General features: G+C 39.2%; 26 protein-coding genes. 18 read left to right on the top strand and 8 right to left on the bottom strand.

The features are described from left to right. Positions 1-8 precede the first annotated feature (8 nt). A complete protein-coding gene (locus tag JL001_RS02805; RefSeq protein WP_200974595.1) occupies positions 9-2,321 on the bottom strand; it encodes a penicillin-binding protein 1A in 2,313 nt (770 codons plus the stop codon). 7 nt (positions 2,322-2,328) lie between these two features. Next, positions 2,329-4,974: a gliding motility protein gene (locus JL001_RS02800; protein ID WP_200974594.1), complete on the bottom strand. Its 2,646-nt coding sequence runs from the start codon at positions 4,972-4,974 to the stop codon at positions 2,329-2,331. A gap of 108 nt (positions 4,975-5,082) precedes the next feature. Between JL001_RS02800 and JL001_RS02795 the strand changes: the two genes are divergently transcribed. The 9 genes from JL001_RS02795 to atpG all read left to right on the top strand — a co-directional run bounded on the left by JL001_RS02795 (position 5,083) and on the right by atpG (position 12,072). Beyond that, complete coding sequence (locus JL001_RS02795; RefSeq protein ID WP_200974593.1) at positions 5,083-5,964, top strand: M23 family metallopeptidase; 882 nt, start codon at positions 5,083-5,085, stop codon at positions 5,962-5,964. Positions 5,965-5,966: 2 nt separating this feature from the next. Next, positions 5,967-6,425 carry a polymer-forming cytoskeletal protein gene (locus JL001_RS02790; RefSeq protein ID WP_192009201.1) on the top strand — a complete coding sequence of 153 codons (459 nt, stop codon included), beginning with the start codon at positions 5,967-5,969 and terminating at the stop codon, positions 6,423-6,425. After that, positions 6,379-6,615: an AtpZ/AtpI family protein gene (locus JL001_RS23210; RefSeq protein WP_192009200.1), complete on the top strand. Its 237-nt coding sequence runs from the start codon at positions 6,379-6,381 to the stop codon at positions 6,613-6,615. Before JL001_RS02790 ends, JL001_RS23210 begins: the two co-directional genes overlap by 47 nt. Before the next feature lie 454 nt (positions 6,616-7,069). After that, entirely contained in the window at positions 7,070-8,095 is a 1,026-nt protein-coding gene (gene atpB, locus JL001_RS02780; protein WP_200974592.1) for a F0F1 ATP synthase subunit A, read from the top strand. A 33-nt stretch (positions 8,096-8,128) separates the two neighbouring features. Continuing rightward, positions 8,129-8,386 (top strand): ATP synthase F0 subunit C, encoded by a 258-nt coding sequence (atpE, locus tag JL001_RS02775; protein ID WP_186753890.1) that lies wholly within the window; start codon positions 8,129-8,131, stop codon positions 8,384-8,386. Positions 8,387-8,465: 79 nt separating this feature from the next. Then, positions 8,466-8,960 carry a F0F1 ATP synthase subunit B gene (locus JL001_RS02770; RefSeq protein WP_200974591.1) on the top strand — a complete coding sequence of 165 codons (495 nt, stop codon included), beginning with the start codon at positions 8,466-8,468 and terminating at the stop codon, positions 8,958-8,960. A gap of 9 nt (positions 8,961-8,969) precedes the next feature. After that, a complete protein-coding gene (atpH, locus tag JL001_RS02765) occupies positions 8,970-9,530 on the top strand; it encodes an ATP synthase F1 subunit delta (RefSeq protein WP_200974590.1) in 561 nt (186 codons plus the stop codon). Between the two features lie 34 nt (positions 9,531-9,564). Beyond that, the gene (gene atpA / locus JL001_RS02760) at positions 9,565-11,142 is read left to right on the top strand and encodes a F0F1 ATP synthase subunit alpha (protein WP_200974589.1); all 1,578 of its coding nucleotides are present in this window, start codon (positions 9,565-9,567) and stop codon (positions 11,140-11,142) included. A gap of 57 nt (positions 11,143-11,199) precedes the next feature. Next, on the top strand, positions 11,200-12,072 hold the full coding sequence (gene atpG, locus JL001_RS02755) for an ATP synthase F1 subunit gamma (protein WP_200974588.1): 873 nt from the start codon (positions 11,200-11,202) through the stop codon (positions 12,070-12,072). Between the two features lie 57 nt (positions 12,073-12,129). On the opposite strand, the gene lipA is transcribed toward atpG, so the two are convergent. Both lipA and JL001_RS02745 read right to left on the bottom strand, forming a co-directional pair. Beyond that, complete coding sequence (gene lipA, locus JL001_RS02750) at positions 12,130-13,008, bottom strand: lipoyl synthase (protein ID WP_200974587.1); 879 nt, start codon at positions 13,006-13,008, stop codon at positions 12,130-12,132. Between the two features lie 59 nt (positions 13,009-13,067). After that, positions 13,068-13,799: a hypothetical protein gene (locus JL001_RS02745; protein WP_200974586.1), complete on the bottom strand. Its 732-nt coding sequence runs from the start codon at positions 13,797-13,799 to the stop codon at positions 13,068-13,070. A gap of 68 nt (positions 13,800-13,867) precedes the next feature. Between JL001_RS02745 and JL001_RS02740 the strand changes: the two genes are divergently transcribed. The 5 genes from JL001_RS02740 (at position 13,868) to sdaAA (ending at position 18,269) form a co-directional block, all read left to right on the top strand. Next, entirely contained in the window at positions 13,868-14,272 is a 405-nt protein-coding gene (locus JL001_RS02740; protein ID WP_200974585.1) for an OsmC family protein, read from the top strand. Positions 14,273-14,360: 88 nt separating this feature from the next. Beyond that, positions 14,361-14,909 (top strand): RNA polymerase sigma factor, encoded by a 549-nt coding sequence (locus tag JL001_RS02735; RefSeq protein ID WP_200974584.1) that lies wholly within the window; start codon positions 14,361-14,363, stop codon positions 14,907-14,909. Continuing rightward, a complete protein-coding gene (locus tag JL001_RS02730; protein WP_200974583.1) occupies positions 14,890-16,251 on the top strand; it encodes a hypothetical protein in 1,362 nt (453 codons plus the stop codon). Before JL001_RS02735 ends, JL001_RS02730 begins: the two co-directional genes overlap by 20 nt. A 20-nt stretch (positions 16,252-16,271) precedes the next feature. Continuing rightward, complete coding sequence (locus JL001_RS02725; RefSeq protein ID WP_200974582.1) at positions 16,272-17,231, top strand: peptidylprolyl isomerase; 960 nt, start codon at positions 16,272-16,274, stop codon at positions 17,229-17,231. A 129-nt stretch (positions 17,232-17,360) separates the two neighbouring features. Next, positions 17,361-18,269 (top strand): L-serine ammonia-lyase, iron-sulfur-dependent, subunit alpha, encoded by a 909-nt coding sequence (gene sdaAA / locus JL001_RS02720; RefSeq protein WP_200974581.1) that lies wholly within the window; start codon positions 17,361-17,363, stop codon positions 18,267-18,269. Here sdaAA and JL001_RS02715 read toward each other — a convergent pair. The 4 genes from JL001_RS02715 to JL001_RS02700 form a co-directional block, all read right to left on the bottom strand. Continuing rightward, positions 18,258-18,716, bottom strand: coding sequence for a hypothetical protein (locus tag JL001_RS02715; protein WP_200974580.1), 459 nt, complete (start codon positions 18,714-18,716; stop codon positions 18,258-18,260). The genes sdaAA and JL001_RS02715 overlap by 12 nt on opposite strands. Positions 18,717-18,718: 2 nt before the next feature. After that, complete coding sequence (locus JL001_RS02710) at positions 18,719-19,648, bottom strand: calcium/sodium antiporter (RefSeq protein ID WP_200974579.1); 930 nt, start codon at positions 19,646-19,648, stop codon at positions 18,719-18,721. A gap of 6 nt (positions 19,649-19,654) precedes the next feature. Then, complete coding sequence (gene upp, locus JL001_RS02705; RefSeq protein ID WP_200974578.1) at positions 19,655-20,302, bottom strand: uracil phosphoribosyltransferase; 648 nt, start codon at positions 20,300-20,302, stop codon at positions 19,655-19,657. A gap of 69 nt (positions 20,303-20,371) precedes the next feature. After that, positions 20,372-21,646 carry an OmpA family protein gene (locus JL001_RS02700; protein WP_200974577.1) on the bottom strand — a complete coding sequence of 425 codons (1,275 nt, stop codon included), beginning with the start codon at positions 21,644-21,646 and terminating at the stop codon, positions 20,372-20,374. A 179-nt stretch (positions 21,647-21,825) separates the two neighbouring features. Between JL001_RS02700 and JL001_RS02695 the strand changes: the two genes are divergently transcribed. The 4 genes from JL001_RS02695 (at position 21,826) to obgE (ending at position 25,040) form a co-directional block, all read left to right on the top strand. Beyond that, positions 21,826-22,734, top strand: a complete 909-nt coding sequence (locus JL001_RS02695) for a M20/M25/M40 family metallo-hydrolase (RefSeq protein WP_200974576.1) — start codon at positions 21,826-21,828, stop codon at positions 22,732-22,734. Between the two features lie 79 nt (positions 22,735-22,813). Next, on the top strand, positions 22,814-23,341 hold the full coding sequence (gene hpt / locus JL001_RS02690; protein ID WP_200974575.1) for a hypoxanthine phosphoribosyltransferase: 528 nt from the start codon (positions 22,814-22,816) through the stop codon (positions 23,339-23,341). A gap of 41 nt (positions 23,342-23,382) precedes the next feature. Further along, positions 23,383-23,955 (top strand): adenylate kinase, encoded by a 573-nt coding sequence (locus JL001_RS02685; RefSeq protein ID WP_200974574.1) that lies wholly within the window; start codon positions 23,383-23,385, stop codon positions 23,953-23,955. 92 nt (positions 23,956-24,047) lie between these two features. Next, the gene (obgE, locus tag JL001_RS02680) at positions 24,048-25,040 is read left to right on the top strand and encodes a GTPase ObgE (RefSeq protein ID WP_200974573.1); all 993 of its coding nucleotides are present in this window, start codon (positions 24,048-24,050) and stop codon (positions 25,038-25,040) included. Positions 25,041-25,112 lie beyond the last annotated feature (72 nt).

Raw genomic sequence — 25,112 nt, 5'->3', positions numbered from 1 at the left:
GAATGATCTTAGAAATCGTTGGTTTGATGATCATAATCAAAGTCCGTGAAATCATCCGTTTGCAGGTCGTATTCATCGCAATCCAGTTCAACACTGAGTGGTCTTTCTGGTTTTTCGAAAGGACCTTTGGTGATTCCTAAGCTAGAGTCATTATAGACTTTGGTCATATATTTCACCCAAATTGGCCTGGCTGTTCTTGCGCCTTGTCCACTGATCCAACTTCTGAAGTGTATGGCACGATCATCACCTCCGACCCAAACGCCACTCACCAAATCTTTGCTCAAGCCGATATACCATCCGTCAGAAGCATTTTGGGTTGTTCCTGTCTTTCCTCCCAATTCATTGCCTTCCCTCAGACTCATAGGCACACCTTGACTTGTTCCGCCTCTTTCCTCATAGCCCCCTTTAAGCATGTGGAGCATTAAGTAAGCGTCTTCCTCGCTCATGGCAGGTTGCTTTCTAGCAGGGAACTGGTGCAATACATTGCCGTTTTTATCTTCAATTCTATCGATATAGAATGGTTTGATATGCTCTCCTTTATTGGCAAAGGTACTGGTTGCTCCGACTAACTCAAGAATGGAGACATCACTGGTTCCCAAAGCTAAAGCTGGAACTGGATCCAAATCACTAGTGATTCCAAGCCGATGGGCCGTTTCAACTACTACCTCTGGGCTTATTTGTTTCATCATATAAGCTGTGATGGAGTTGATGGATTGGGCCATGGCTTGTCTGATGGTCATTTTTTCATAAGTGAACTTGCCATCGGCATTTTCCGGAATCCAAGCGGGTTGGTCTGGGATATTGATTTCAACAGGCTGATCGACTACTGTGTAGCAAGGACCATATCCATTTTCAATAGCTGCAGCGTATACAAATGGTTTGAAAGTAGATCCAGGTTGGCGTTTTCCTTCTCGGACATGGTCATACTTGAAGAATTTATGATTCAAGCCACCAACCCAAGCTTTGATGTGACCAGTGCGCGGATCCATGGAAACAAAGCCTGTTTGCAGGAAGGTTTTGTAATACCTCAATGAATCCATTGAACTCATTAATGTGTCTATCTCTCCCTTTTCCCAAGAGAAGACTTTCATTTTTTTCTTTTCATTGAGCTTGATTTTTACTGAGTCAGAGTTGGCCCCATATTTATTTACCAAAACTCGGTAAGCTTCTGTCCTTTTGATCATGGTCTCCAAGAAGTTCGGTATTACTCTGTTTTCACTATCGATCCAAGGCTCCCGTCCATTTAGCTCTGCCTCAAATTTAGCTTGAAGCTCTTTCATGTGTTCCTCTACAGCCTCTTCAGCATATTTTTGAAGACGACTATCTATGGTCGTGTAAATGCGTAATCCATCGCCATAAAGATCATAGGGCTTCCCATCAGCCTTCAGGTTTTCTTTGGCCCATTTATTCAAGTCAGCTTTGACAATCTCTCTAAAGTAAGTCGCCAAGCCACGGTTGTGACTTTCTACATTATAATCCAGTTCAATAGGTAAGGAGGAAAGCGAATCATACTCAGCATCCGTCAGATAGTCATACTTGTTCATCTGATTCAGGACAGTATTTCTTCTCCTTAATGCATTGTCGGGATTGTATACTGGGCTGTAATAAGTCGGCGCTTTAAAAAGCCCTACTAAAACAGCTGATTCTTGTACGTTAAGATCCTTTGGGTCTTTGTTGAAAAATGTTTTTGAAGCTGTTTTTATACCATAGGCATTGCTCCCAAACTCTGATGTGTTCAGGTACATTGTCAATATCTCGTCCTTAGTATAGGCTTTTTCAAGCTGTGTAGCGACTATCCATTCTTTAGTTTTGATGATGAGCATGCGAAGCCCAGGGATTCTGCTCAGCGTACCTTGAGAGTCTTCTCCTCTAGTTTTGAAAAGGTTTTTAGCAGTCTGCTGACTCAATGTACTACCTCCTCCGGAGCTGCTTTGCCCCATTAGAATAGTCTTGAAAAACACCCTTGCAAGGCCTTTTGGGTCAATTCCTGAATGATCTTCAAACCTGATGTCTTCAGTTGCGATAAGTGCGTTGACCAGATTCTTGGAGAGCTCGTCATATTTTACTGGCGATCTATTTTCCCTGTAATATTTACCTAATAAAACGCCATCCGCAGAATACAATTCTGAGGCAAGTTCACTTTCGGGGTTTTCGAGGGCTTTGAAGTCTGGTAAATCGCCGTAAAGGCCAAGAAAGTCTACACTTACCGACCAGACGAAAATGGCAAAGCCAAGCAGCCCTGCAAAAAAAACAATCCAAAGTGTTTTGACGATTTTTCCAGCCCAAGAGCCAGTTTTTGTAGTTTTTTTCTTGTTACTCATGTTGTTATTAATAGGAGGCTTTGAAGAAAGCTTCGTATTCGGAGATATCTTTCCTTTTGTTCAGTTGTTGGAAGTTTTGTATTGAAATTACAAAACTACTCTTTTTTGTTTCCTCTGGTAGCGCCTCAGCTTTAAAATCTGTTAAGAACCTTTTTCTGTATTCCAAAGCTTTTTCCGCATTTGAAAATGGGCTTACCAAAATGATTGAGTTTTCCCTGTTAAAGGATAGACTTCCTGTCCTCAATCTAGAATTCGGATAATTCGCATCATGGAAATTTTCCATTTCAGCAGTCAGGTTTTTTGCTTTTGACACTTGGTCAGGGTCGATAACTAATATAAATATGTGTGTTTGGTTCTCGTCAAACTTATAGATGCTTTCAGGTTTTGTTGATGTGCTGTCGTCTTGGGCAATCCTTGTATTGTTAGTTACTTTCACCGAATCTTTTAAGGCGATAGAATCAATTTTAGCAATAGGAGCTTTGTTAACTTCACCTGTCAAAACTGATAGCATATTTCTTGCCATTTTTACGAGCTCTTCATTTTTTGTGGTACTAATGTATTGCTCCAGCCCGGTTTGATATGTTTCTTTACTACCTGTCTTACCCGTGATCATAATGTCGAGTATCAACAACTTCTCCGTAACAGGTGTTAGAGGATAATTGTCCAAAGTAGCTCTTATTAATGAACGGGATTCGTCATATCTGCCTTCTTTGAACAAGAGATATGCTTGACTATAGTTTTCTGCAGCATTTTTGTTTGCAATGGTCCCGGAAGACTCTTCTACAGGATTATTGACTGATTTGGTGAATGGAGAATCAGGGAACTCTTTATTTAACTTATTAGCATAGTATTCTGTCATCCCATTAGTTTCTCTTTCAATCAAATATAATGTATAATATGCTTCTGGTTTTTTTTCAGAGTCAGGATATTCCTGAATCATCTTTACCAAATAATCCCGGGCCAGATCAGGTCTATTCAGCTCAAAGAAAAGGACTTTTCCCAACTCAAAATAAGAAGTCTCCAGCTCTTCATTTAGCTGAGAGATCATGACTGGATCATTTGGAATCGAGGCTAATAAGCTTGCCTTATCAGGAAGAGAGCTCTTAATGGTTTCGGAAGGTTCATCTATAGTGGAAGTATCATTAATACTGTTGGTGTTGTCAGCATAGTTGGATGCTGATTGGAAGCCACTGGCATTTCTGCGCCAATTATCTGCAAGCGGCCTATTTCCCCAAGTTCTGAAAAACTCTATTTCACCTTGTTGTATAGCGGTTGGATTGTCAAAATAGAAGGTGGCTCCAGTGCTATTTCCTCCAAATGCAAGTAAATTGTCAAATATACTGCTGTTTTTTTCTGGGGTCTTCTTCTTGGCCTCCGCGAGTAACCTTTCCTCCTCTTTTTGAATATAATCCTCCGCAATTTTTTCCTGTTCTTCCGGACTAAGTTGACTGATTCTGATCAGGCTATCATTTTTTGTGATTGTTTCGTAATTAACCGTATATGTTTCCAGTACATCTTTTTTGGCTGATAAAGGGTTAAAAGGTTTGTCTTCTGGTTTGAAGAACTGAAGTGCGCTGTCCAAGTAGTAGAAGGAAGATCTATAGTCCTCTTTTTGGTCAAAATATATTTCAGCCAACTTTTCATAGATATAGCCTTTCTGGATATCATTTTTAGCGGTTTCTTGCGCAGCTCTATGGAGTAAGCTTATGCCTTCCTCAATTTCGTTTTGTTTCAGTTCAAAAAGTGCTTTTTCATACAGCACAACGTCCCTTAAATCTTGATTTTTTCGATTTTTATAAAGCTCGTCATAATACTCTCGTACTTTTCTGTAATCTTTACTTTTTTCCAATTCAGCTACTTTCTGGGCATATAGTTGGGAGAAAAAAGCAAGTTCATATGGAGGGTTGCCTTCCATCGCGCTTCTATAATAGGAGTAAGCTTGGGCATCAAAACCTTCCCTCTGGTAAAGCTGGGCCAAGGTGAAGTAGAGTCTCGAACTTTCTGAATTATCTTTGCTTAGTTCCAGTGCCTTTTCTAATGCAGCGATCAAACCGTCTTTTTCTTGCCTTACTTCATAGTAGTAGGCCAAGGTCTTATAAAGGTTCTTTTTATTTTCCTTGCTGATTTCAGCTTCTTTAGAGAGAAAATCTATAACATAGGAAGCGTCATCAAATTTTCTCTGGTTGATAAAAATTCGAAGGAGTTGGATAAGGGCTTGATGTCTTACATCATTGTTTTCTCCATTGACATTAAGGTATTTAAATGTGTTGATGGCATCATCCGTTTTGGCTTCATAATAATCGATCAACCCAATCAAGTAATAGCTGTCATCTACCCAGTTGCTGATCCTGTGCCAGTCTATGGCCTTTGCTGCGAGCTCTCTTGCTTCGGCAAGTTTTTCTTCATTATTGTCAACTGTTGAACTGTCTATTGGGGTGAATACAGGAAGTATTTGAGTGTAATCTTCTTGATAGGCTTTTTTGAAATTATCCTCAACTTCATCGATTTTTTCTTTGGCAAGAAAATAGGCATTAAACTTTGCCGTTACATTGTGGTACATCCTATTGGTAAACGTATCTTTTTGTGAAGAGCAGCCCAGTACACTAAATAAAATAAGTATAATAAGATAATAATGCTTTCTCACGTCCACCATTTAAAGTTTTAATCAAAATCCCAAATTAGTGCTTTTGAATCAATAATGTAAACGCTTATGTTTAATATTATATTTTTGTAACTTAATTAACTGCAAAAACTAAATCAATTGGGGCTACAACAAAAGATAAAAGGCTGGGTAGAAAATAAGTACCTGTTTGTCATTAGAAGGGAAGAGGATTTTTCTGTGATTACCTCATTAAGTATCAACAAAATTAGGGTGGGGCTAATTTTGGTTTTCACTTTATTATGTTTTTTCCTGATTGCTTTAATTATGTCAAAGACTTTTTTGGCAAGCTGGTTTGATCCATCTTATCAGGAGTCGGAAAACATGAAGAAGATATATGCCTTGTCTCAAACCGTAGATTCTTTGATGATAGAAGTTCAGGCCAAGGATAGGTATGTGGAAAACATACAAAAGATAATAGATGGGGAATATGAGGAAGAATCGGTGCAAAGCGAAGAGGATAGTGTGACTGGCAATCAAGAACCATTTAAAAATCCCAAAAGTGAAGATTTATATCAAAAAGGAGAAGCAACCCAAAGTGTCATCGAAGAGTTTCAGGCTGCTCCGCCAGATGAAAGAAGTTTCGAACGGATATCTACCAGTTCTTTTACGGAAACCTATTTCTTCTCTCCGCTAAAGGGAATTGTTACAGGTAGTTTTGATTTGGCTAAAGATCATTTAGGGGTTGATTTGGTGGCTGAGGAAAATGAGCCTGTCAAGTCAGTGGCTGATGGGACGGTAATTTTGGCCAGCTGGACTTTGGAGACAGGATATGTGATAGCGGTACAGCATTCGAACGAATTGATTTCAATTTATAAGCATAATTCTGTATTATTGAAATCAGTAGGGGAGCCTGTAAGTGGTGGAGAAGTTATTTCTGTGGTAGGCAATACCGGAGAACAGACTACTGGTCAGCACCTTCACTTTGAATTGTGGTATAAGGGGAACCCACAAAACCCTCAAGAATTTATAACATTCGATTAGTTATGTTTAATAAAGGAGAAGAAAAAAAATCAGTAGCGGAGATGGTAAACTCCAGTAATGTAATCGCAAAAGAGACAACAATCAAAGGTGATATCATCACTTTTGGAAATATTCGTATTGAAGGAACTGTTGAGGGGACCTTGAGCTCAAAGACAAAAATTGTCATTGGGGATTCCGCCCGTTTGGTAGGTAATATTGATACCAAGGAGGCTGAAATTGCAGGAAAGGTTGAGGGGGAGATCAGGTGTTCTGACATTTTGTTCCTGAAAAAAACTGCGGATATCGATGGAGATATTTTTACAAGAAAATTGGTGATTGAAAACGGTGCAGTATTCAACGGGATTTGTAAAATGATCGAAGAGAGCGATAGCAAAGAAATAGAGTTGCCGGTGAAAAACAACACTAAGTCTAAGGATGACAAAACAGAACTTACCAAAGGAAAAGAAGTCATCACAGGATAATTATCCTGAGTATGTAAAATATATTGGCCTTGCTTTCCAAATGTGTGCAATTATAGGTTTGGGAACCTGGCTTGGATGGATTGTTCAAGATAGAAGCCAAATGAAATTTCCTGTTTGGCTTCTTCTTTTTTGTTTTGTTTCTATTGTAGTAGCCTTTTATAGTTTATTCAAGTCAATGAAAAAAGACTAAGGACTTGAGAAGAAATAAAATGTAACTTTGCGGAAAATATTTTCTCAAGCAATGAAATTATTGAAGTCTCATACCGTTTCCCTTGTTTTACTTACGCTTGCCATTGTACTACTTACCTTATTGGTACAATTTGTTTGGCCCACTTTGATCCATGGACGCATCTGGCAAATCATCATTTTTTACTTTGGCTTAATGCTACTTAGCGGAAAACTTATTCAATTTTTGCTAAAACAGTCAGAAGAAAATTCTGTAGCAATTGTTTTGGGAGCAACAATACTAAGGTTTTTGGCGAGTCTGATTTTTATTGCTATTTGCTTATTTACTAAAATAGATAATAAGATTCTGTTTTTTGCTGATTTTTTTGTGATCTATTTGTTGTATTTGTTGTTTGATATATACAGCTTAATAACTAACTTGCGCCCTCATTCTAAGTAGGTCTATAATAAATTAGTTGATGTTTCGTAAGATTCTGTGCATAAGCACCTTGATGTCAGTGTTTTTACTGGCGCTTTCAACTGCGACTTTTGCCTCATCACCTGAGGAAGGCGGAGAAAATAAGACAGGTTTTATCATGCACCACATTAAGGATTCGCATGAATGGCATTTTGCTACAATGGGTCATACCCATGTAACGTTGCCTTTACCAGTGATTATCTATTCATCTGACCGTGGTTTGGAATTTTATTCTTCCACTGATTTCCAAGATCATGAAACCCACAAATTTGGGGTTGAGCACGAAGGTTATTATATTAATGAGCACGATAAGCTACATGCTGTAGATGAAAGCAGGTTTATCATAGACTTATCAATCACTAAGAACGTGGCAATGCTAATAATAGTTCTTGTTGTGATCTTCTTTTTGATTTTCTCTGCCGTTAAGAATTACAAAAACAATCCGAATGGAGCGCCAAAAGGAATTGCCTCTTTTGTTGAACCGCTTGTTCTTTTTGTCAGAGATGAGGTGGCTAAGCCAAATATTGGCCCAAAATACAAAAAGTTTACACCGTACTTATTGACCATATTTTTCTTTATCTGGATAGGTAACTTGCTTGGTTTGGTTCCGGGTGCTGCTAACTTGACTGGGAATATTGCTGTGACAATGACCTTGGCGGTATTCACCTTTTTTGCTACTAACCTTAATGGAAATAAAGATTACTGGAAGCACGTGGTGGCTACTCCTGGAGTGCCATTGCCACTTTTGATCGTAATTGTTCCTGTTGAAATTATCGGCTTGTTTACAAAGCCATTTGCCTTGATGGTCCGACTATTTGTTGCGATCACTGCAGGCCATATTGTAATCCTAAGTTTCATAGGTTTGATCTTCGTATTTGAATCCTACGCAGTAGGGGTGGCAAGTACGGTGATGGTAGTATTTATCAACTTGATTGAATTGTTGGTAGCGACTATCCAGGCTTATGTATTTACCTTGTTCTCTGCGATGTACATAGGTGCGGCAGTGGCAGAGCATGATCATCATTAAATTTCTTTGTTCAATTTATAAATAATAACACGTATGTTAACTTCATTATTATTGACTGCTGGCATCGCTCTTTTGGGTGCTGGTATCGGTGCTGGAATTGTAGCGATAGGCGCAGGTCTAGGTATCGGTAGAATCGGTGGTCAGGCTATGGAAGGTATTGCAAGACAACCTGAAGCAGCTGGTAAAATCCAAACTGCTATGTTGATTATTGCTGCCCTTATTGAAGTGGTTTCCCTATTTGCGGTAGTAGTTTGTCTACTTATTGCTCTTAACGAGAACATCACTTTCTAAGAAGTACAAAGAATGGGGACGGGCGTTAGGTCTGTCCCTACTTTAAGATTTGAACAAAACAGCTTAAAATTTTATATAGATGGATCTTATAATTCCTGGTTCTGGATTAATCATTTGGCAAATTATTGGTTTTGGGATTCTTTTGATTATCCTAGGTAAATTTGCTTGGAAACCAATTCTTTCTGCCCTAGAGGAGCGTGAAAGTGCAATCGAAGGAGCACTAAAAGCTGCTGAGAATGCAAGAAATGAAATGGCCAACTTGAAGGCTGAGAATGAGAAATTGCTTCAAGAAGCTAGATTGGAAAGAGATCAGATTTTGAAATCTGCCAATGATACTTCTGTTAAACTTATTGAAGATGCGAAGAACGAAGCATCTAAGGTAGGAGCAAAAATGATTGAAGATGCTAAAGCGGTAATTGAAACAGAGAAAAAGGCAGCTTTATCAGAAGTGAAAAATCAAGTAGCTAATTTGGCACTTGAGGTAACAGAGAAGTTGTTGCGCAAAAACCTTGAAGCCGAAAAGGCACAACAAGAGCTTGTAGAGGAATTTGTTAAAGATCTTAAGTTAAATTAATCAGAACGAATGTCAGTAACTAGAGTCGCTTCTCGGTATGCCAAATCCTTGCTGGAGCTGGCAGTGGAAAAAGGAATACTGAAGGAAGTACACCAAGATATGCAGCAATTACTTTCTGTAGTTGCTTCCAATAGGGATTTTGCTTTATTGCTGAAAAGCCCAATAGTGAAGTCTGATGTAAAAGCTAAGGTGGTAAAAGAGGTGTTTTCTAAATTCGCTCAGGAGCTAACTTTGACTTTCTTTGATATTGTTTCAAGAAAGAACAGAGAAGATATCCTTACTGATATTGCAAAGGAATTCCACGGACAATATAACATTCATCAAGATATTCAAGTAGCGGAGTTGACCACTACTTTTGAAATCAATGATGATTTAAGAAAAGCTTTTGAGGCTGCTGTGAAAGAAATCTCAGGAAGATCCAAGGTAGAATTGGTGGAGAAGATTGACAAGGATATTATCGGTGGTTTCGTGCTTAAAGTAAATGATCGTCAGTTAGACGAATCAATGAGTAGCAAGTTGAAGGCATTGAGATTGGAGTTTTCGAGTAATCATTACGAGAAACGATTTTAAATATACAGAAAAAACTATATAACTATATTCAAGAATGGCAGAAGTAAGACCTGATGAAGTTTCGGCGATTTTGAGAGAACAACTCTCTGGCGCTAAAACTGAAGCTGAACTGGAAGAAGTAGGAACTGTCCTACAAGTTGGTGACGGTGTGGCCCGTATATACGGACTATCAAAAGCCCAATCTGGTGAGTTGTTAGAGTTCGATAATGGACTTAAAGCAATGGTACTTAACCTAGAAGAAGACAATGTGGGTGCGGTACTTTTCGGAGACTCTCAAGGAGTTAAAGAAGGAGATACTGTAAAAAGAACCAAGCAGATTGCTTCTATTAAAGTAGGTGAAGGCATGCTGGGTAGAGTAGTAGACACCCTCGGCCAACCAATTGATGGAAAAGGTCCTTTAGAGGGTGAACTTTATGATATGCCTTTGGAACGTAAAGCTCCAGGTGTAATCTACCGTCAGCCTGTAAATGAACCACTTCAGACAGGTATCAAATCTATCGATGCCATGATTCCAATCGGAAGAGGGCAGAGGGAATTGATTATTGGTGACCGTCAGACTGGTAAAACTGCAGTGTCTATCGATACCATTCTTAACCAAAAAGAATTTTATGATAAGGGAGAGCCTGTATTCTGTATTTATGTAGCTATCGGACAGAAAGCTTCTACAGTGGCAGGTGTGGTTGCTGCCTTGGAAAAAGGCGGAGCACTTCCTTATACTATTGTTGTCTCTGCTTCTGCCGCAGATCCAGCTCCAATGCAGTTCTTTGCGCCATTTACTGGTGCTGCTATTGGAGAATTTTTCAGAGATACAGGTCGTCCAGCATTGGTTGTTTATGATGATCTTTCTAAGCAGGCAGTAGCTTACCGTGAGGTATCGCTACTTCTTAGAAGACCTCCGGGACGTGAAGCTTATCCTGGTGATGTTTTCTATCTTCACTCAAGATTATTGGAGAGGGCTGCCAAAATCAACTCTTCTGATGCCATTGCAAAGGAAATGAATGATCTTCCTGAATCTTTGAAACCAATAGTTAAAGGTGGAGGTTCTTTGACCGCACTTCCTATTATTGAAACTCAAGCAGGTGACGTTTCTGCCTATATTCCGACTAACGTGATTTCGATTACTGATGGTCAGATCTTCTTGGAAACCAACTTGTTTAACTCAGGTATTCGTCCTGCCATTAACGTAGGTATCTCTGTATCCAGAGTAGGTGGTAATGCTCAGATCAAATCTATGAAGAAAGTTTCTGGGACACTTAAACTGGATCAGGCTCAGTTCCGTGAATTGGAAGCTTTCTCCAAGTTTGGTTCTGATTTGGATGCTACTACTAAGAGAACAATCGAAAGAGGTCGTAGAAACCAAGAGATATTAAAGCAAAACCAATACTCTCCAGTGAAGGTGGAACTTCAAGCAGCCATTATCTATGCTTCTACTAAAGGTTTGATGGATGCTGTTCCAGTAGCAAGAGCAAGAGAATTCGAAAAGGAATTCTATACCCTATTGACTACACAATATCAAGATGCCATTACTGCTATTAAGAAAGGGGATCTTGACACAGCTGGTAAATTGTTGGAAAAAGCAGCAAAAGAACTTACACCTAAGTACGCAAAATAATTCATATATCCACTTCCCTTAATTGGGAGGTGGATCCCTTATTCTATATTAGTAAATATGGCTAACTTAAAGGAAGTAAAAGAGAGGATCAATTCGGTAGTTTCTACTCAGCAAATCACCAAAGCTATGAAAATGGTAGCGGCGGCAAAGCTTAGGAGAGCACAGGATAAAATAACCCAGATGCGTCCTTATTCTCAGAAATTAACTGCCATTCTTAACAATGTTTCTTCTGGAAGTGAGGGTAGCAGCGATTTGGTTTATGCAGATAAGCGAGAGGTGAATAATGTACTGATCGTTCCTGTAACTTCTGATAAGGGGCTATGTGGCGCTTTTAATACCAATATTATCAAGGCTACTTCTGCTGCCGTCAATACAGAGTATGCTGGAAAGCATATTACCATCCTTCCTTTGGGAAAGAAAGCATTGGACGCATTTAAGAAACGTGAATTTGATATAGTTACGGACTATTCCAATATATTTGCGGATGTCGCTTTTGACAATGTAAGTGCAGCCGCAGAATATGCCATGGAGGGATTTGTAAACGGTACCTTTGATAAAATTGTCTTGGTTTACAATGAATTTAAAAATGTAGCCACCCAGATTGTTAGAAATGAGCAATTTCTTCCAATGGAGCAAGATGCTTCCGAAAAACAAACTTCTACTAACGTGGATTATATTTTGGAACCATCCAGAGAATATATCATTCAGGATTTGGTGCCTACCTCATTGAAAATCCAATTTTATAAAGCAGTACTTGAAAGCAATGCATCTGAACATGGAGCTAGGATGACAGCGATGGATAAAGCCACTGATAATGCAGGTGAGCTTTTAAAAGAACTTCGTTTGATGTACAACAGAAGCCGTCAAGCAGCTATTACCAATGAAATTCTAGAAATTGTTGCTGGTGCTGAGGCATTGGGAGGCAATTAATAAAAAATAAAATAGTATATAAAAAAACTCTCCGTGGAAGCGGAGAGTTTTTTGTTTTTATACATTAACGTGTCTTTCGGCGTGGTAGGATGATCTAACCAATGGTCCGGATTCGACATATTTAAGTCCTCTTTTTAATCCTTCTTCCCTGTACAGATCAAATAGGTCCGGATGGATAAATTCAGCAACTTCAATGTGCATTTTAGTTGGTTGAAGGTATTGGCCTAGTGTCAAGATGTCGCAGCCATGTTCTGCTAGATCATCCATTGCTTTGAATACTTCTTCTTTTGTTTCCCCTAATCCAAGCATTATACCTGTTTTGGTTCGTTTGCCATATTCCTTGGTAAGTTTGATTTGCTCAAGAGACCTCCAATATTTGGCTTGTGGACGTACTCTTCTGTAAAGGCTTTCTACCGTTTCCATATTGTGGGAAACGACTTCTTGACCTCCATCTATCATTCTGTATAGTGCATTCCAGTTTGATTTTACATCTGGGATCAAAGTTTCGATGGTAGTCTCTGGAGAGAGCTTTTTAGTCTCTACTACAGTTTGATACCATATTTCAGCTCCACGGTCTTTCAATTCATCACGGTTAACTGAAGTAAGTACGGCATGTTTAACGCCCATCAATTTGATGGCTTCAGCCACTCGTCTTGGCTCATCAGTATCATACTCTGGCGGTCTCCCAGTGGCTACAGCACAGAAAGAGCAGGAACGCGTACATACATTACCAAGGATCATGAAGGTGGCTGTGCCGGCTCCCCAGCATTCTCCCATGTTTGGACAGTTGCCACTTTCACAGATGGTATGTAATTTATGTTCGTCTACAAGCTTTCTTACTTTGGCATATTCTTTCCCAACAGGTAGTTTTACCCTTAACCAATCAGGCTTTTTTCGTTTCTTGGACTCTTCGGATATTACGGGTAGTTCTATCATCTCTATATCTTAACTTATCGCAAAATTAAGGTTTTGTGCTTTGAAAACCAATTTGTGACTTACTTCCTGAACCCATAGAATAGAGTAAAGTAAACAGACTGGAAAACCTGTCTGTTTTCTGCGGTAGGCATAAGTTCGATTTCCTTAGTAAAACCCTCCAATTCATATCCTAGTTCCAAGCCAGTGACATTAGATTTAAAAACACCAAACTCAAAAGATAAGGCTGCTTTTGCATTGGCTCCAATGGCCAGTTCAGATTCCCCGAGGCCTTCAAAAAGTCTTCCAGGCCCTAAGAAATAGGCGAGTGATTGATGGATTTCTGGGTCATACTGTGCACGTGTACTTTCTGATCTACTAGTAGCGTATTCTATGTAATATGGGGCTACCAAACCAATTGTAGGTCCGATAGCAGAAAGTACGGATATTTGAACTCCCTTTTGAGGTGCTTTTTTGAATAAGATCAATTCACGTCCATATTGAGGCCTGATACTATAAAGGTAATTGGACTTGCCATAAATGAAACTATTGCCCAATACCGTGCTATATCGGCTTTCTTTTGGGTTTTTTACATTGGCTAATTCCAAAGAAAAAAACTGGAAGTTGGTTTCGGTAATCCGTGAACCAATTTTCAGATACAATCCTCCTATCAATCCTCCATTGGTATTCTTATTAATACCAAAAAGGACTTCCTTGTCGTAATCGTAATCTCCCGCTTCCCTGCCTTGGGCCATTAAAAATGTAGGGATTGCCCATAATAGTAAAATGAAAAGATATTTTGTTCCTTTTGTCATATGTCCTAAGGAATTAAACGCTAATTTTGTTATATAAGTTAATAAACTTCAAATAAAAATAAAGGTTTATGCCTACTATTAAAAGTGACTACCTTGGAAATCTGCGAACCAACCCTAAGCATTTACAATCTGGAGAGGAAATTATAACAGATGCTCCTTTGGATAATAATGGAAAAGGGGAAGCATTTTCTCCAACAGATTTGGTTGCAGCGGCATTAGGGAGCTGTATGGTGACGATAATGGGAATTGTGGCCAATAAGGAAGGGAAGCAATTAGAAGGCTTGTCGTGGAACACAACCAAAGTCATGGAGGATAGTCCAAGAAAGATTAAAGAAATCATTATTGAGTTTAATTGGGATCATCCTTTTGAGGATGAAAAGTTGCTGCAAAAACTGAAAAATGCCGCAAGAACCTGTCCCGTGGCCTTGAGTTTAGCCTCTGATATAAAGCAGGACATTACTTTTAATTTTTAAGAAATAATAAATTTTTTGGTTTTTGGTGTAGCATTTTTTTTAAGGCTGTCGTCTTAATAGTAAGCATAGCATATTAAATCCTATTCGTTTGGATCAGTACCTAGTTCATGAAGCAAAAGATGGTAATCCCAAAGCTCTGGAAAGGCTGTATAAGCACTTCTATGGCTATGCTATGAGTATTGCTCTTAGGTATTCCAATTCGCGGGAGGAAGCTTGTGAAATTGTCAATGATAGTTTTATGAAAGCTTTTGACAGGATACACCAATACTCTGATAGCAGTTCTTTCAAAGCTTGGTTTAGAAGGATCGTGATCAATACTTCCATTGACTATTACCGGAAGAATGTTAAGCATTATTCCGTAATGGAAATAGAGAAGGCAGGTGCAGAAACATATGATCCCAGTATAGTAGACGAACTGTCAAAGGATGAAATCCTTACAGTTATGAGGGAGTTGCCCGAAATAATGAGGATCATTTTCAACATGTATGAGATAGAAGGGTACAGTCATAATGAAATTGGGGAAGAGCTGGATATTCCACCTAGTACAAGTAGAACATATTTGGCCAGGGCAAAGCAAAAATTGAGAGATAAGATAATAGCGTTAAATAAAATAAAGGATGAAGGAGCAATTCGATAAGCGACTTGTGGAGAAGATCAAAGACTCCTTCCAGGACCATGAGGAGGTTTTTGATTCGGTACAGTGGGATAAGTTTAGCAAAGCTTATTTCAATAAGCCTGTTAAGCGTCGCAAGATGGTTTTCTGGCCTTTTGTGGCTTCCGGTATAGCGGCTTCATTGCTATTGGTCTTTTTGTTCTATCCGTATGAAAAGGAGATAGAGCAAGGGGTGAGTACGCTTAAGGATACAATTGCTAGTAAAAGTGAATCTTTGGATAATATACTGAAACCAGCAGCTCCACTTGGCTTGGATGAAAAAGAGGAAAGGGGGATAAGTGATCCCAAAACTCCAAGGTCCGATGAAAGCATAGAGACCATTGCTGCTTTTCCTGATCAGACTGTTGAGAGAGAAAACTATGAGAGCATTCAAACAGGCAAGTTGGCCAGATTGGATCAGCGAATTGCATTGGCTGATGAATCAACTTCCTTGAAAATGCCCACAGTGGTTTTGGGAGAAGAAGGGCAGACAGGCTTGATTAATGCCAAAGAAAATACAAGTCAGGCTTCTGCATTAGCTGTTATGAAGCCTGAGGAAGCTCAAGCTTGGGTAGAGGAATGGAAGAATGAAGGTTTGGAGAAGGATGCTACTACTGGATCATCAACCATCATCAAAAGAGATAAACCTATAAATCCATTTAGGCTTGGCGTAGTAGCTGGTCCACAAACTGCTTCAAACCCTGTGGATGGAATGAAATTTGGAGGAGGGGTGATGTCGGAGTTTTCCATTAATGACAAATTGAAAATAGATGTCGGAGTGACTTATGCTCACCAAAGCATTGAGCCTGAAAGTAATAGTAAACTGCCTGCTGACATGACCTTGCGGGCTGCAAACAGTCTTTCAGAGAGTTCTTCCTTTGCTACCAATAACTATTTGGGGTCTGAATACACTTTCAGTTATGCCGGCTTGGATATTCCGGTAAACCTGAAGTATAAAGTGATGGACAAGGATAAGGCAGACTTATTTCTGATTACAGGGCTTTCTAGCATGGTGTACTTCGACCAAACAGGCAAAGAGACCTTTCAAGTTGAGTCCATGTTTTCTTCTGATATGGCAGGAAATTTACAGTTTCAAGAATCTGTTCAAGAATATACTCAGGAATATTCGCCAGAAAGTAGTCAGTCAAATGTAGACCTTGGAAAGATGTTGAACATTTCTTTTGGGTATGAGTACAATTTAAAAAATGGCACATACTTATCCATTGAGCCATATTATAAACTTCCGTTAGGCGACATGACATTTACCAACCAGCAATTTTCTGTTGGTGGTTTAAATCTTAGAATGAACTTTCAATTTAAAAAGTAACAAAGTTAATAGAACCAACAATGAATAAGTTTTTAACTATTGCAATGGCTTTAGCCATGAGTACATTAATGTTTTCTTGCTTGCAAGAAAAAGAGACTGATTATGAAAAGCAAGTAAAGCGTGACGATCAGATTTTAGCCGATTATATTACTCAAAATGGAATTGAGGCAGAACAGACTTCGGCCGGATACTACTATACCAGAGATGTGGATATTGAAGATGGTGTAAAGTTTAATGATGAGGATATCATAGGGATTTACTATGAAATGGAAACCTTGGAAGGTGCTTTCATTGAGTCATACGATGAAGCAGATGGAGAGCCGATCAAATTTAAATATGATAGAGAAGCACAGACTTTGGCTCCTATTGCGATTAACTCGGCTGTTGCATTGGCCGAAGAAGGAGAGACCCTAACCCTTTATATCCCATCATATATGGCATATTCCGGTTATAGTTATGGGCAGTTGATTTCCCCATATGAAAATTTAAAAGTGACGGTAACTTTCGTTAAGATTTACCCTGTGCAGGAGATTGCAGCGATTGAAGATGATAAAATTCAAGAATATATCTCACAAAATGAGCTGGAGGGATATGAAGCAATTGGAGAAGGGATTTACAGAAGAATTGTGGAAGAAGGAGATACTGACTCTGACGCAAGTAAAAATGGCAACCAAGTTGGTTTTACCTATCAGCTCTTCCAGTTGGGAGAAGAGGACCCTTTCTCAGAAGTGGCCAGTAACCCTGTAGTAACCACTTTGGGGGCTAGTGACAATTTTGATTTTATCAATGAAGGTTTGAAAGACCTTTATGATGGCGCGGAAATAGAAGTGATTGCCCCTTCTTCTGCGGCATACTCAGCGACAGCTCAGGTGCTGCCAAGAGCTATTCGTCAAGACTACTTTGATAAAGGTTATTTGAATACTATTGTAGAGCCTTTTGAGCCAATTTTGTTTAAAGCTACGATTGAAGGAATTCAATAAGGTATTAGGTGATCAAGTGTGTGTAAGGCCTTCTGGAGATAGTTTCCAGAGGGCCTTTTTATTTTTGGACCATTGTTTGATTTGTGATCAGCAATTTTGAAATTTGCCAAGAATGTAAACCCATATAGAATGAGCTATTTATTTGAAACTTTTGAAGGCTGGAAAAACTATTGTGTAGAACGGGAGAAGGTCTTATTTGACCCTGTGCTTGAATATGAGATGGAGCAAAGAGGCAAGACTGAGCAGGAGATCTGGGATGGATTGTTAAATGCTTTTTCAGTTATGAAGGAAGCTGTAGAAACTGGTCTTAAAGAAGAAATGATTTCTCGTTCAGGGATGATCAATAATGGGGCAAAAAAAGTTTTCCGTAACCCATTGTCTGTACTTTCTCCTGAATTCCAGAGGCTGATATCAAGAGCACTTGCGGCCAAGGAAGTCAACAGCTGCATGGGGAGAGTAGTTGCTGCTCCCACCGCGGGAGCTTCAGGAATCCTTCCCGGTACTTTATATACACTTCAAGAGATACATAATCTAGAAGATCGAAAGATTTTGGAAGGCCTTTTAGTAGGGGCAGGCATTGCTTTGATCATAGAGCAAAACGCAAGTCTTGCAGGTGCTGTGGGAGGCTGCCAAGCGGAGACTGGTTCAGCTGCTGCGATGGCTTCTGGAGCTATGGTGTATTGTTTGGGAGGTGATATAGATCAGGTATTTAATGCAGTGGCTATTACTATTCAATGTATGTTAGGCTTAGTTTGTGATCCAGTAGCTGGTTTGGTGGAAGTTCCTTGTGTAGTGCGCAATGCCAGCGCTGCTGCTATAGCGAATAGTTCAGCCCAAATAGCTTTATCTAATGTAAGTGGAGTGATCCCTGTGGACGAATGTGTGGAAGCAATGGGTGAAATAGGAGCGAGTATGGAGAACAAGTACAAAGAGACCGCCTTGGGAGGATTGGCCGCTACATTAACTGGTACTAATATTTCCAAAAAGGTTCTGATTCAAGATATTGAAATATTGCCTGATGATGATTTAGCCGATTAATCGCTTGAAGAAAGGGATTTCAAGAAGGTGGTTGATAGTCAGCCCAAAAAATAAGGACCAACACACAGCGCTGATGAGCATATAGGTGAATATTTTTCTTCGCCTAACACCAAATGATGTAAGAATAATAGTTCCCCCTATTGGAGTGAAAATTAGAGGAGTCACAGCAGCTACACCAGCAGCTCCAAATTTCTGCCAAATTTGAATGATTCTTCTGGTTTTTGGGGTGAACTTTTTGCTGTTTTTTCTGATTTTGATGGTCCAATTGTTTTTTATCCATTCTCCTAAATAGGTAAAAACCAAAACACTGGTCATCATTCCGGATACCGTTACAATGACAATTTCAAAAACACTGTAATCTGCAGCTGTGCCAAGAACTGGGCCTCCGATAAATTTGAAAAGGCAAACCAGGTAGATTACCAAGAATTGTAGAATGTATTCAAGCATTTTTAAAGTAGGAAGAATAAATATATACCATAGGCTGCTAGAAGAAGGCCGCCTTCAGCCCGATTGATTTTGTAGCCTGATCGCATCAGGGGGAACAATAGCAGGGTAAACCCAATCATCCATAGAAAGTCGCTTGACAAAAACAGTTCGCTAACTTCTATGGGTTTTATAATAGCAGTAACACCAATGATGGAAAGAATGTTCTGCATATTGCTCCCTAAAATATTTCCAAGCGCGATATCTGTTTCTTTTTTCAATGCAGCCAATACAGAAGTGGCTAATTCTGGTAAGCTCGTACCAATGGCAATAATTGTAACGCCAATAATCCTCTCACTGATACCAAACTGTTCCGCCAAGATTATAGCATTGTTTACCAATAATTCAGATCCAAAATAGAGGCCTACAATACCTAGGATTATGAGTGTAATAGACTTAAAGATTGGTTGATGTTTCATCTTTTCTGCATCATCTTCAGAAAACTCCTCTAAAGAATGATGGACCCGGGTGAATAAGAACCAATTGGTTAGAATAAGGAGTGAAAAAAGGATGATGCCATCAACGAGCGAGATGAGATTGTTCAGCGCCAATACATAGAATAATAGTGCAGATAAGAGTGTGAAGCTAAAGTCCCATTTAAGTGTAAGGGATTTCAAGTAAATAGGATATACCAGAGCGGTAATACCTAATACAAGAGTGATGTTGGAAATGTTGGATCCGATGACATTTCCAATGGCAATGTCATTCGTTCCTTTAAGAGCAGCTGTAATACTGACCAATAATTCAGGAGCAGAGGTTCCGAAAGCAACGATAGTCATTCCGATCAAACTAGGGCTGAGTCCAAGTTTTGATGCTACTGCAGAAGCTCCATCAACTAAGATCTTGCCCCCGTACAAAAGAATAATAAAGCCTAATACTACTAATAAATATACCACTGATAACTATAGTTTAGGGCCAAAACATAAATCACCAGCATCACCAAGTCCTGGAACGATATAAGCTTTTTCATTTAGCTTTTCATCTACAGCTCCAAGCCAGAGTTGATAAGGTAACTTTAGGTTTTCTTCCAAATGCTTTATTCCTTCCGGGGCGGCAATTACAGCAGCAATATGGACTTTTTTAGGTGTGCCGTTTTTATGGAGCTGCTCTATGCTTGTTATTAAGGATTTTCCAGTGGCCAGCATAGGGTCAACCAAGATTATTTCTTTATTTTCAATTGAAGGGGCAGCCAAATAGTTAAACTCAATTTCTACCTCATTATTGTTGGACTCTTCTTTACGGTACGCTCCAATAAAACCACTGTTAGCTTGATCGAAGTAGCTGAGAACTCCTTGGTAGAAAGGCATTGCTGCCCTCATGACAGAAATGATAATGGGTTGGTCAATGATTTTATTTACGGTAGTGTCAGCGAGAGGGGTTGTGACTGAACTGCCTTCATAATCCATTGACTTGGATATTTCATAGGCTAATACTTGGCCCAGACGCTCTAGATTGGTGCGGAATCTTAACCGGTCTGTCTGTTGGTTAATGTCTCGAAGGTCTGCCAAAAAATGGTTGGCTATGGAGTTTTGTTGGCTGAGTACAAACATATGCTTCAAAATTAAGCAAAAAAAAACCGACCTGAAAAGGTCGGTTTTTAATTTATATTTTTCTTTTGATTATTCTACTTCGAAAGAAGCTCTTCTAGCTAACTGACGAGCATCTGCAGATTGCTTGTCCACACTAGTGTCTTCTCCATAACCTTTGTAAGAAATTCTAGAAGAATCGATACCGGCAGCGATCAATAGATCGTAAACAGCTTTAGCTCTTCTTTCAGATAATTTCATGTTATAGTCATCTGGACCAATTTCATCAGCATAACCTTTGATGGCTACGTTTACACCTGGGTTTCTCTTCAAGAAATTAGATACATAATTCACAGAAGAAGAAGAGTAACCTAGTGGTTTAGCACTATCGAAAGCATAGTAAACATTTACATAACCTTCGTTGATAGCTTTCTTGAAGAAGTCAGTTTCATCAACTTCTTCAACTGGGCAACCGTTATTAGATGCTGGACCTGGAACGAAAGCACAATCATCAGAATGATCAGGAATTCCATCACCATCAGAATCCAAAGTTCTACCATGAGAATCTACTCTAGCACCAGCTGGTGTGTTAGGCTCTTTATCTAAGTAATCAGGTACACCGTCACCGTCAGAATCTTTCAGCATGTCCTTGATTTCACCGATTTGGTTTTCCAATTCACTCTTAGTAGCGTACATGTCATCTCTGATGTACCAGTCAGCATGAGTGCTGTGTCCACCTAAGTAGAAGGAAAGACCTAAAGTACCAGTCCAAGAAACAGCATTAGCGCCGTAATAACCATTATTGGCACCTACAGCAATTGAGGAAGCACCATCAAAAGCTACATCTTGACGACCAGCGATTACAGTACTGATATCTCCGTTAAGAGCAACTCTACCACCCAATTTAACCTGTCCAGTCAAACCTGCGATGAAATTGTAAACATTATCTTCGAAATCAGCCCAAGTATTTTCTTGAGGGGTAACTCTACCAAAACCAGCACCGAAGTGACCCAATAGACCAATGCTTCTTGAGAAAGTCTCGAAGTTCATGATTCTACCAAGGTTAGCAACACCTTGTAAGTTCACTCTGTAATAGTTCGTTTCGAAAGAAGGAGTTCCGTCAGCTTCTTGGTATTTACCGAAGCCATAGTCCACTTTCGCGCCAAATTTCTCATTGAACATATATCTGATGCCTACATCAGCATGTCCAAGGTTCAAGGTAGGAGAATAATAACCCGGCGTGATAGGAGCCATAGCTTTATTGAACCCACCATTAACGTCGATTGACCACTTATTGAAGTCATTTTGGGCATTAGCTCCAACTGCTAACGCACCAACCATTAATGTTGATAGTAATAATTTTTTCATGATTAAAAAAAATTTTTTTTCAAAATTAAGTGTTTAATTAATTTAAATCCAAACTTAGTAACTATTAACTGTAATGCAAATGTAAATTTTTTATTCAATAACTATAAATTTTTGACTATTTGTTTTGTCATAATAAGTTTGAAATTTGCAAAATATTTTACTCATAAACTATGCCAAATATGGAGTTTTTGTTTGAAATCCTCAAAAAAGGAGGCGTTTCAGGAGATGAATCCGAGTTCTCCGCATTCATATTAGACTATGTGCTTCAACGAAGAAGTCAGTGGAAGGTTGTGCCGGAGGTGTACTATGGTGAAGGGTTTCACGATAATATTGTGCTTAAGTTTGGTAGCCCCCGGACAGCTATTTTTGCTCATTTAGATACCATTGGTTTTACGGTGCGTTATGAAAATCAATTAGTTCCAGTTGGTGGGCCAGATGTTAATGACGGAGATGTATTGGTAGGTGAAGATGAACTAGGACCAATAGAATGTAGTGTGAAAATAGTTGATGGAAATGTGTTTCATGACTTTAAAAGATCAATTGTTCGTGGTACAAACCTTTCGTACAAGCAAGAGATAAACTTGGATGATGAATTTATTCAGGCAGCCTATTTGGATAATAGACTTGGAGTATATAATGCGCTTAAAGTGTGTGAGGATTTGGAGGATGGAGTAGTCGTCTTCTCAACTTACGAAGAACATGGAGGAGGAAGTGTGCCTTTTTTAGTGAAGTTTATGTATGAAAAATGGCAGGTGAGTCAAGCACTTATCTCTGATATTACATGGGTAACCGACGGAGTCAAACATCATGAAGGTGTGGCCATTTCCCTTAGGGATAAATATATTCCCCGGAAAAAGTTTGTCGACAGAATAGTTGAGCTTGCACAAAGTAGTGGTGTGCCATTCCAATTGGAAGTTGAAGGTGCAGGAGGAAGTGATGGCAGGGAAATCCAAATGAGTCCTTATATGATTGATTGGTGCTTTATTGGTGCGGCCGAAGATAATGTTCATACTCCCTATGAAAAGGTGTCACTCAAAGATTTAGCATCAATGATTGAATTGTATAAATACTTAATGGTTCATTTGTAAGTCTTTGATACCAAATTAGGAAGGTCAAACGTTTTTTTTCTATATTTGTAACGCCCTTATTCAGGGCTTTTTTATTGCTATGTTGAAAATAAAGGACAAAGAATTCATCCCTTTTCTAACTGAGGAGAAAATCAAGAGTCGTGTTCAGGATTTGGGACGGCAGATCTCCAAAGATTACCAAGATAAGAACCCCTTGGTTTTGGGGGTGTTGAATGGTGTCTTTATGTTTTTTTCTGATTTGATGAAAGAAACAGACGTTTCATTGGAAGTGTCATTTGTGAAAGTGGCTTCTTATGAATCCACAAGTTCTACTGGCAAAGTTAATGATTTAATAGGGCTTGTTGAGGACATAGTAGGGAGACATGTGATCATCATTGAAGATATCGTGGATACTGGTCTAAGTATGTCTCATTTACTTAAGCTGGTTTCTTCGAAAAGTCCTAAAAGTATTGCGATCGTAAGCTTATTGTTAAAGCCTGAAGCATTGCAACAGCCTATTGAGGTGGATTATGTTGGCTTTGAAATCCCTAATAAGTTTGTGGTTGGCTACGGCTTGGACTATGATGGAGAAGGAAGAAATTTAAAAGAAATATATCAACTGAAGTAATCAGTCTAGGCTGGTTTAACTGAACAAACAATTTTCATGTCATGCTAAACATTGTTTTATTTGGACCTCCAGGTGCAGGCAAAGGAACACAAAGTGAAAAACTGATTGCTAAATATAGCTTAGAGCACATCTCCACAGGAGATTTGTTTAGAAAGCATCTTGGTGAAGGAACTGATCTGGGAAAATTGGCGAGAAAATACATGGATGAAGGAAGATTGGTTCCTGACGAAGTGGTGATTGGTATGGTAGATGATAAAATCAAAAGTACCGTAGGTGCCAAAGGGTTTATTTTGGATGGTTTCCCTAGGACTGTAGCTCAAGCGGAAGCCTTGGACCAATTGTTGGAAGAGAAGGGTTTGTCCATTTCAGGTATGATCGCTTTGGATGTGCCAGAAGAAGAATTAAAAGAAAGAATTAGGCACAGGGGAAAAACCTCTGGTAGGGTAGACGACCAGGACGAGGAAAAAATCAATACTCGTATTCAGGTTTACAAAGAGGAAACGCTGCCTGTAGCCAGTTACTATAAGAGCCAAGGTAAACTTTCTACCATTCAAGGGGTGGGAGGTGTTGAAGATATTTTCGGTAAAATATGTGACGTGATCGATCAGTATTAATACCAAAAATAAATCGTACCTTTGTGAAGATTTAAATCATTGGCTAAGAATTATTCTTAGCCAATTTTGTTTCAAGATATAATCAAAAAGTCGTGGCAGATTCGAATTTTATAGATTACGTAAAGTTTTGTTCTCGTTCAGGAGCTGGGGGAGCCGGTTCTGCTCACTTCAGGAGAGAGAAGCACGTTCCCAAGGGAGGTCCTGATGGAGGTGACGGAGGTAGAGGAGGACATATTATCTTAAGAGGTAATGCCCAGCTTTGGACTTTACTCCACCTTAAATATAAAAAGCATGTCATTGCCCAGAATGGTAAAGGCGGTGAAGGAGGAAGAAGAAAAGGTAAGGATGGTGATGATATCATTTTGGAAGTGCCATTGGGTACTGTGGCCAAAGACGCAGAGACCAAAGAAGTAAGGTTTGAAATTACTGAGGATGGTCAAGAAATCATTCTTACAAAAGGTGGTATGGGAGGATTAGGCAATGATCATTTCAAAACATCTACCAATCAAGCTCCACGCTATGCTCAACCTGGTGAGGAAGGAATAGAGGAATGGATCATTCTTGAGTTAAAGCTTTTGGCTGATGTTGGACTGGTTGGTTTTCCTAATGCAGGAAAATCCACTTTGCTTTCTAGTATTTCAGCTGCCAAGCCAGAAATAGGAGACTACCCGTTTACCACCTTAGTGCCTAATTTGGGAGTGGTAAGTTATCGGGATGATAGGTCGTTTGTGATGGCAGATATTCCTGGAATTATTGAAGGGGCTGCTGAAGGGAAGGGCTTGGGGCTACGGTTTTTGAGGCATATAGAACGAAACTCAATACTTTTGTTCTTGGTGCCTGCTGATGCTGATAGCATTAAAGAGCAATATGAGATCCTTTTGAAGGAACTCAAAGAGTATAATCCTGAGTTGTTGGACAAGAACCGGATTTTAGCTATTTCCAAAGCAGATATGTTGGACGAGGAGTTGATGGAAGAGATGAAAGGTGATTTGCCAAAAGGTGTATCCCATGTATTTATTTCTTCAGTAAGTCAATATAATTTGGATAAGCTGAAGGATTTGGTTTATAATGCCATTATATCGTAATGTCAGTTTGTCAGGAAAAGCAGAGTGGCAAACATATTGATATCGAAAATAGAGAATATGTGAATTATGTTT

Source organism: Echinicola sp. 20G (assembly GCF_015533855.1).
Lineage (GTDB): Bacteria > Bacteroidota > Bacteroidia > Cytophagales > Cyclobacteriaceae > Echinicola.
The sequence above is the reverse complement of the archived record's forward strand: the minus strand, read 5'-3'. Positions and strand labels throughout refer to the sequence as shown.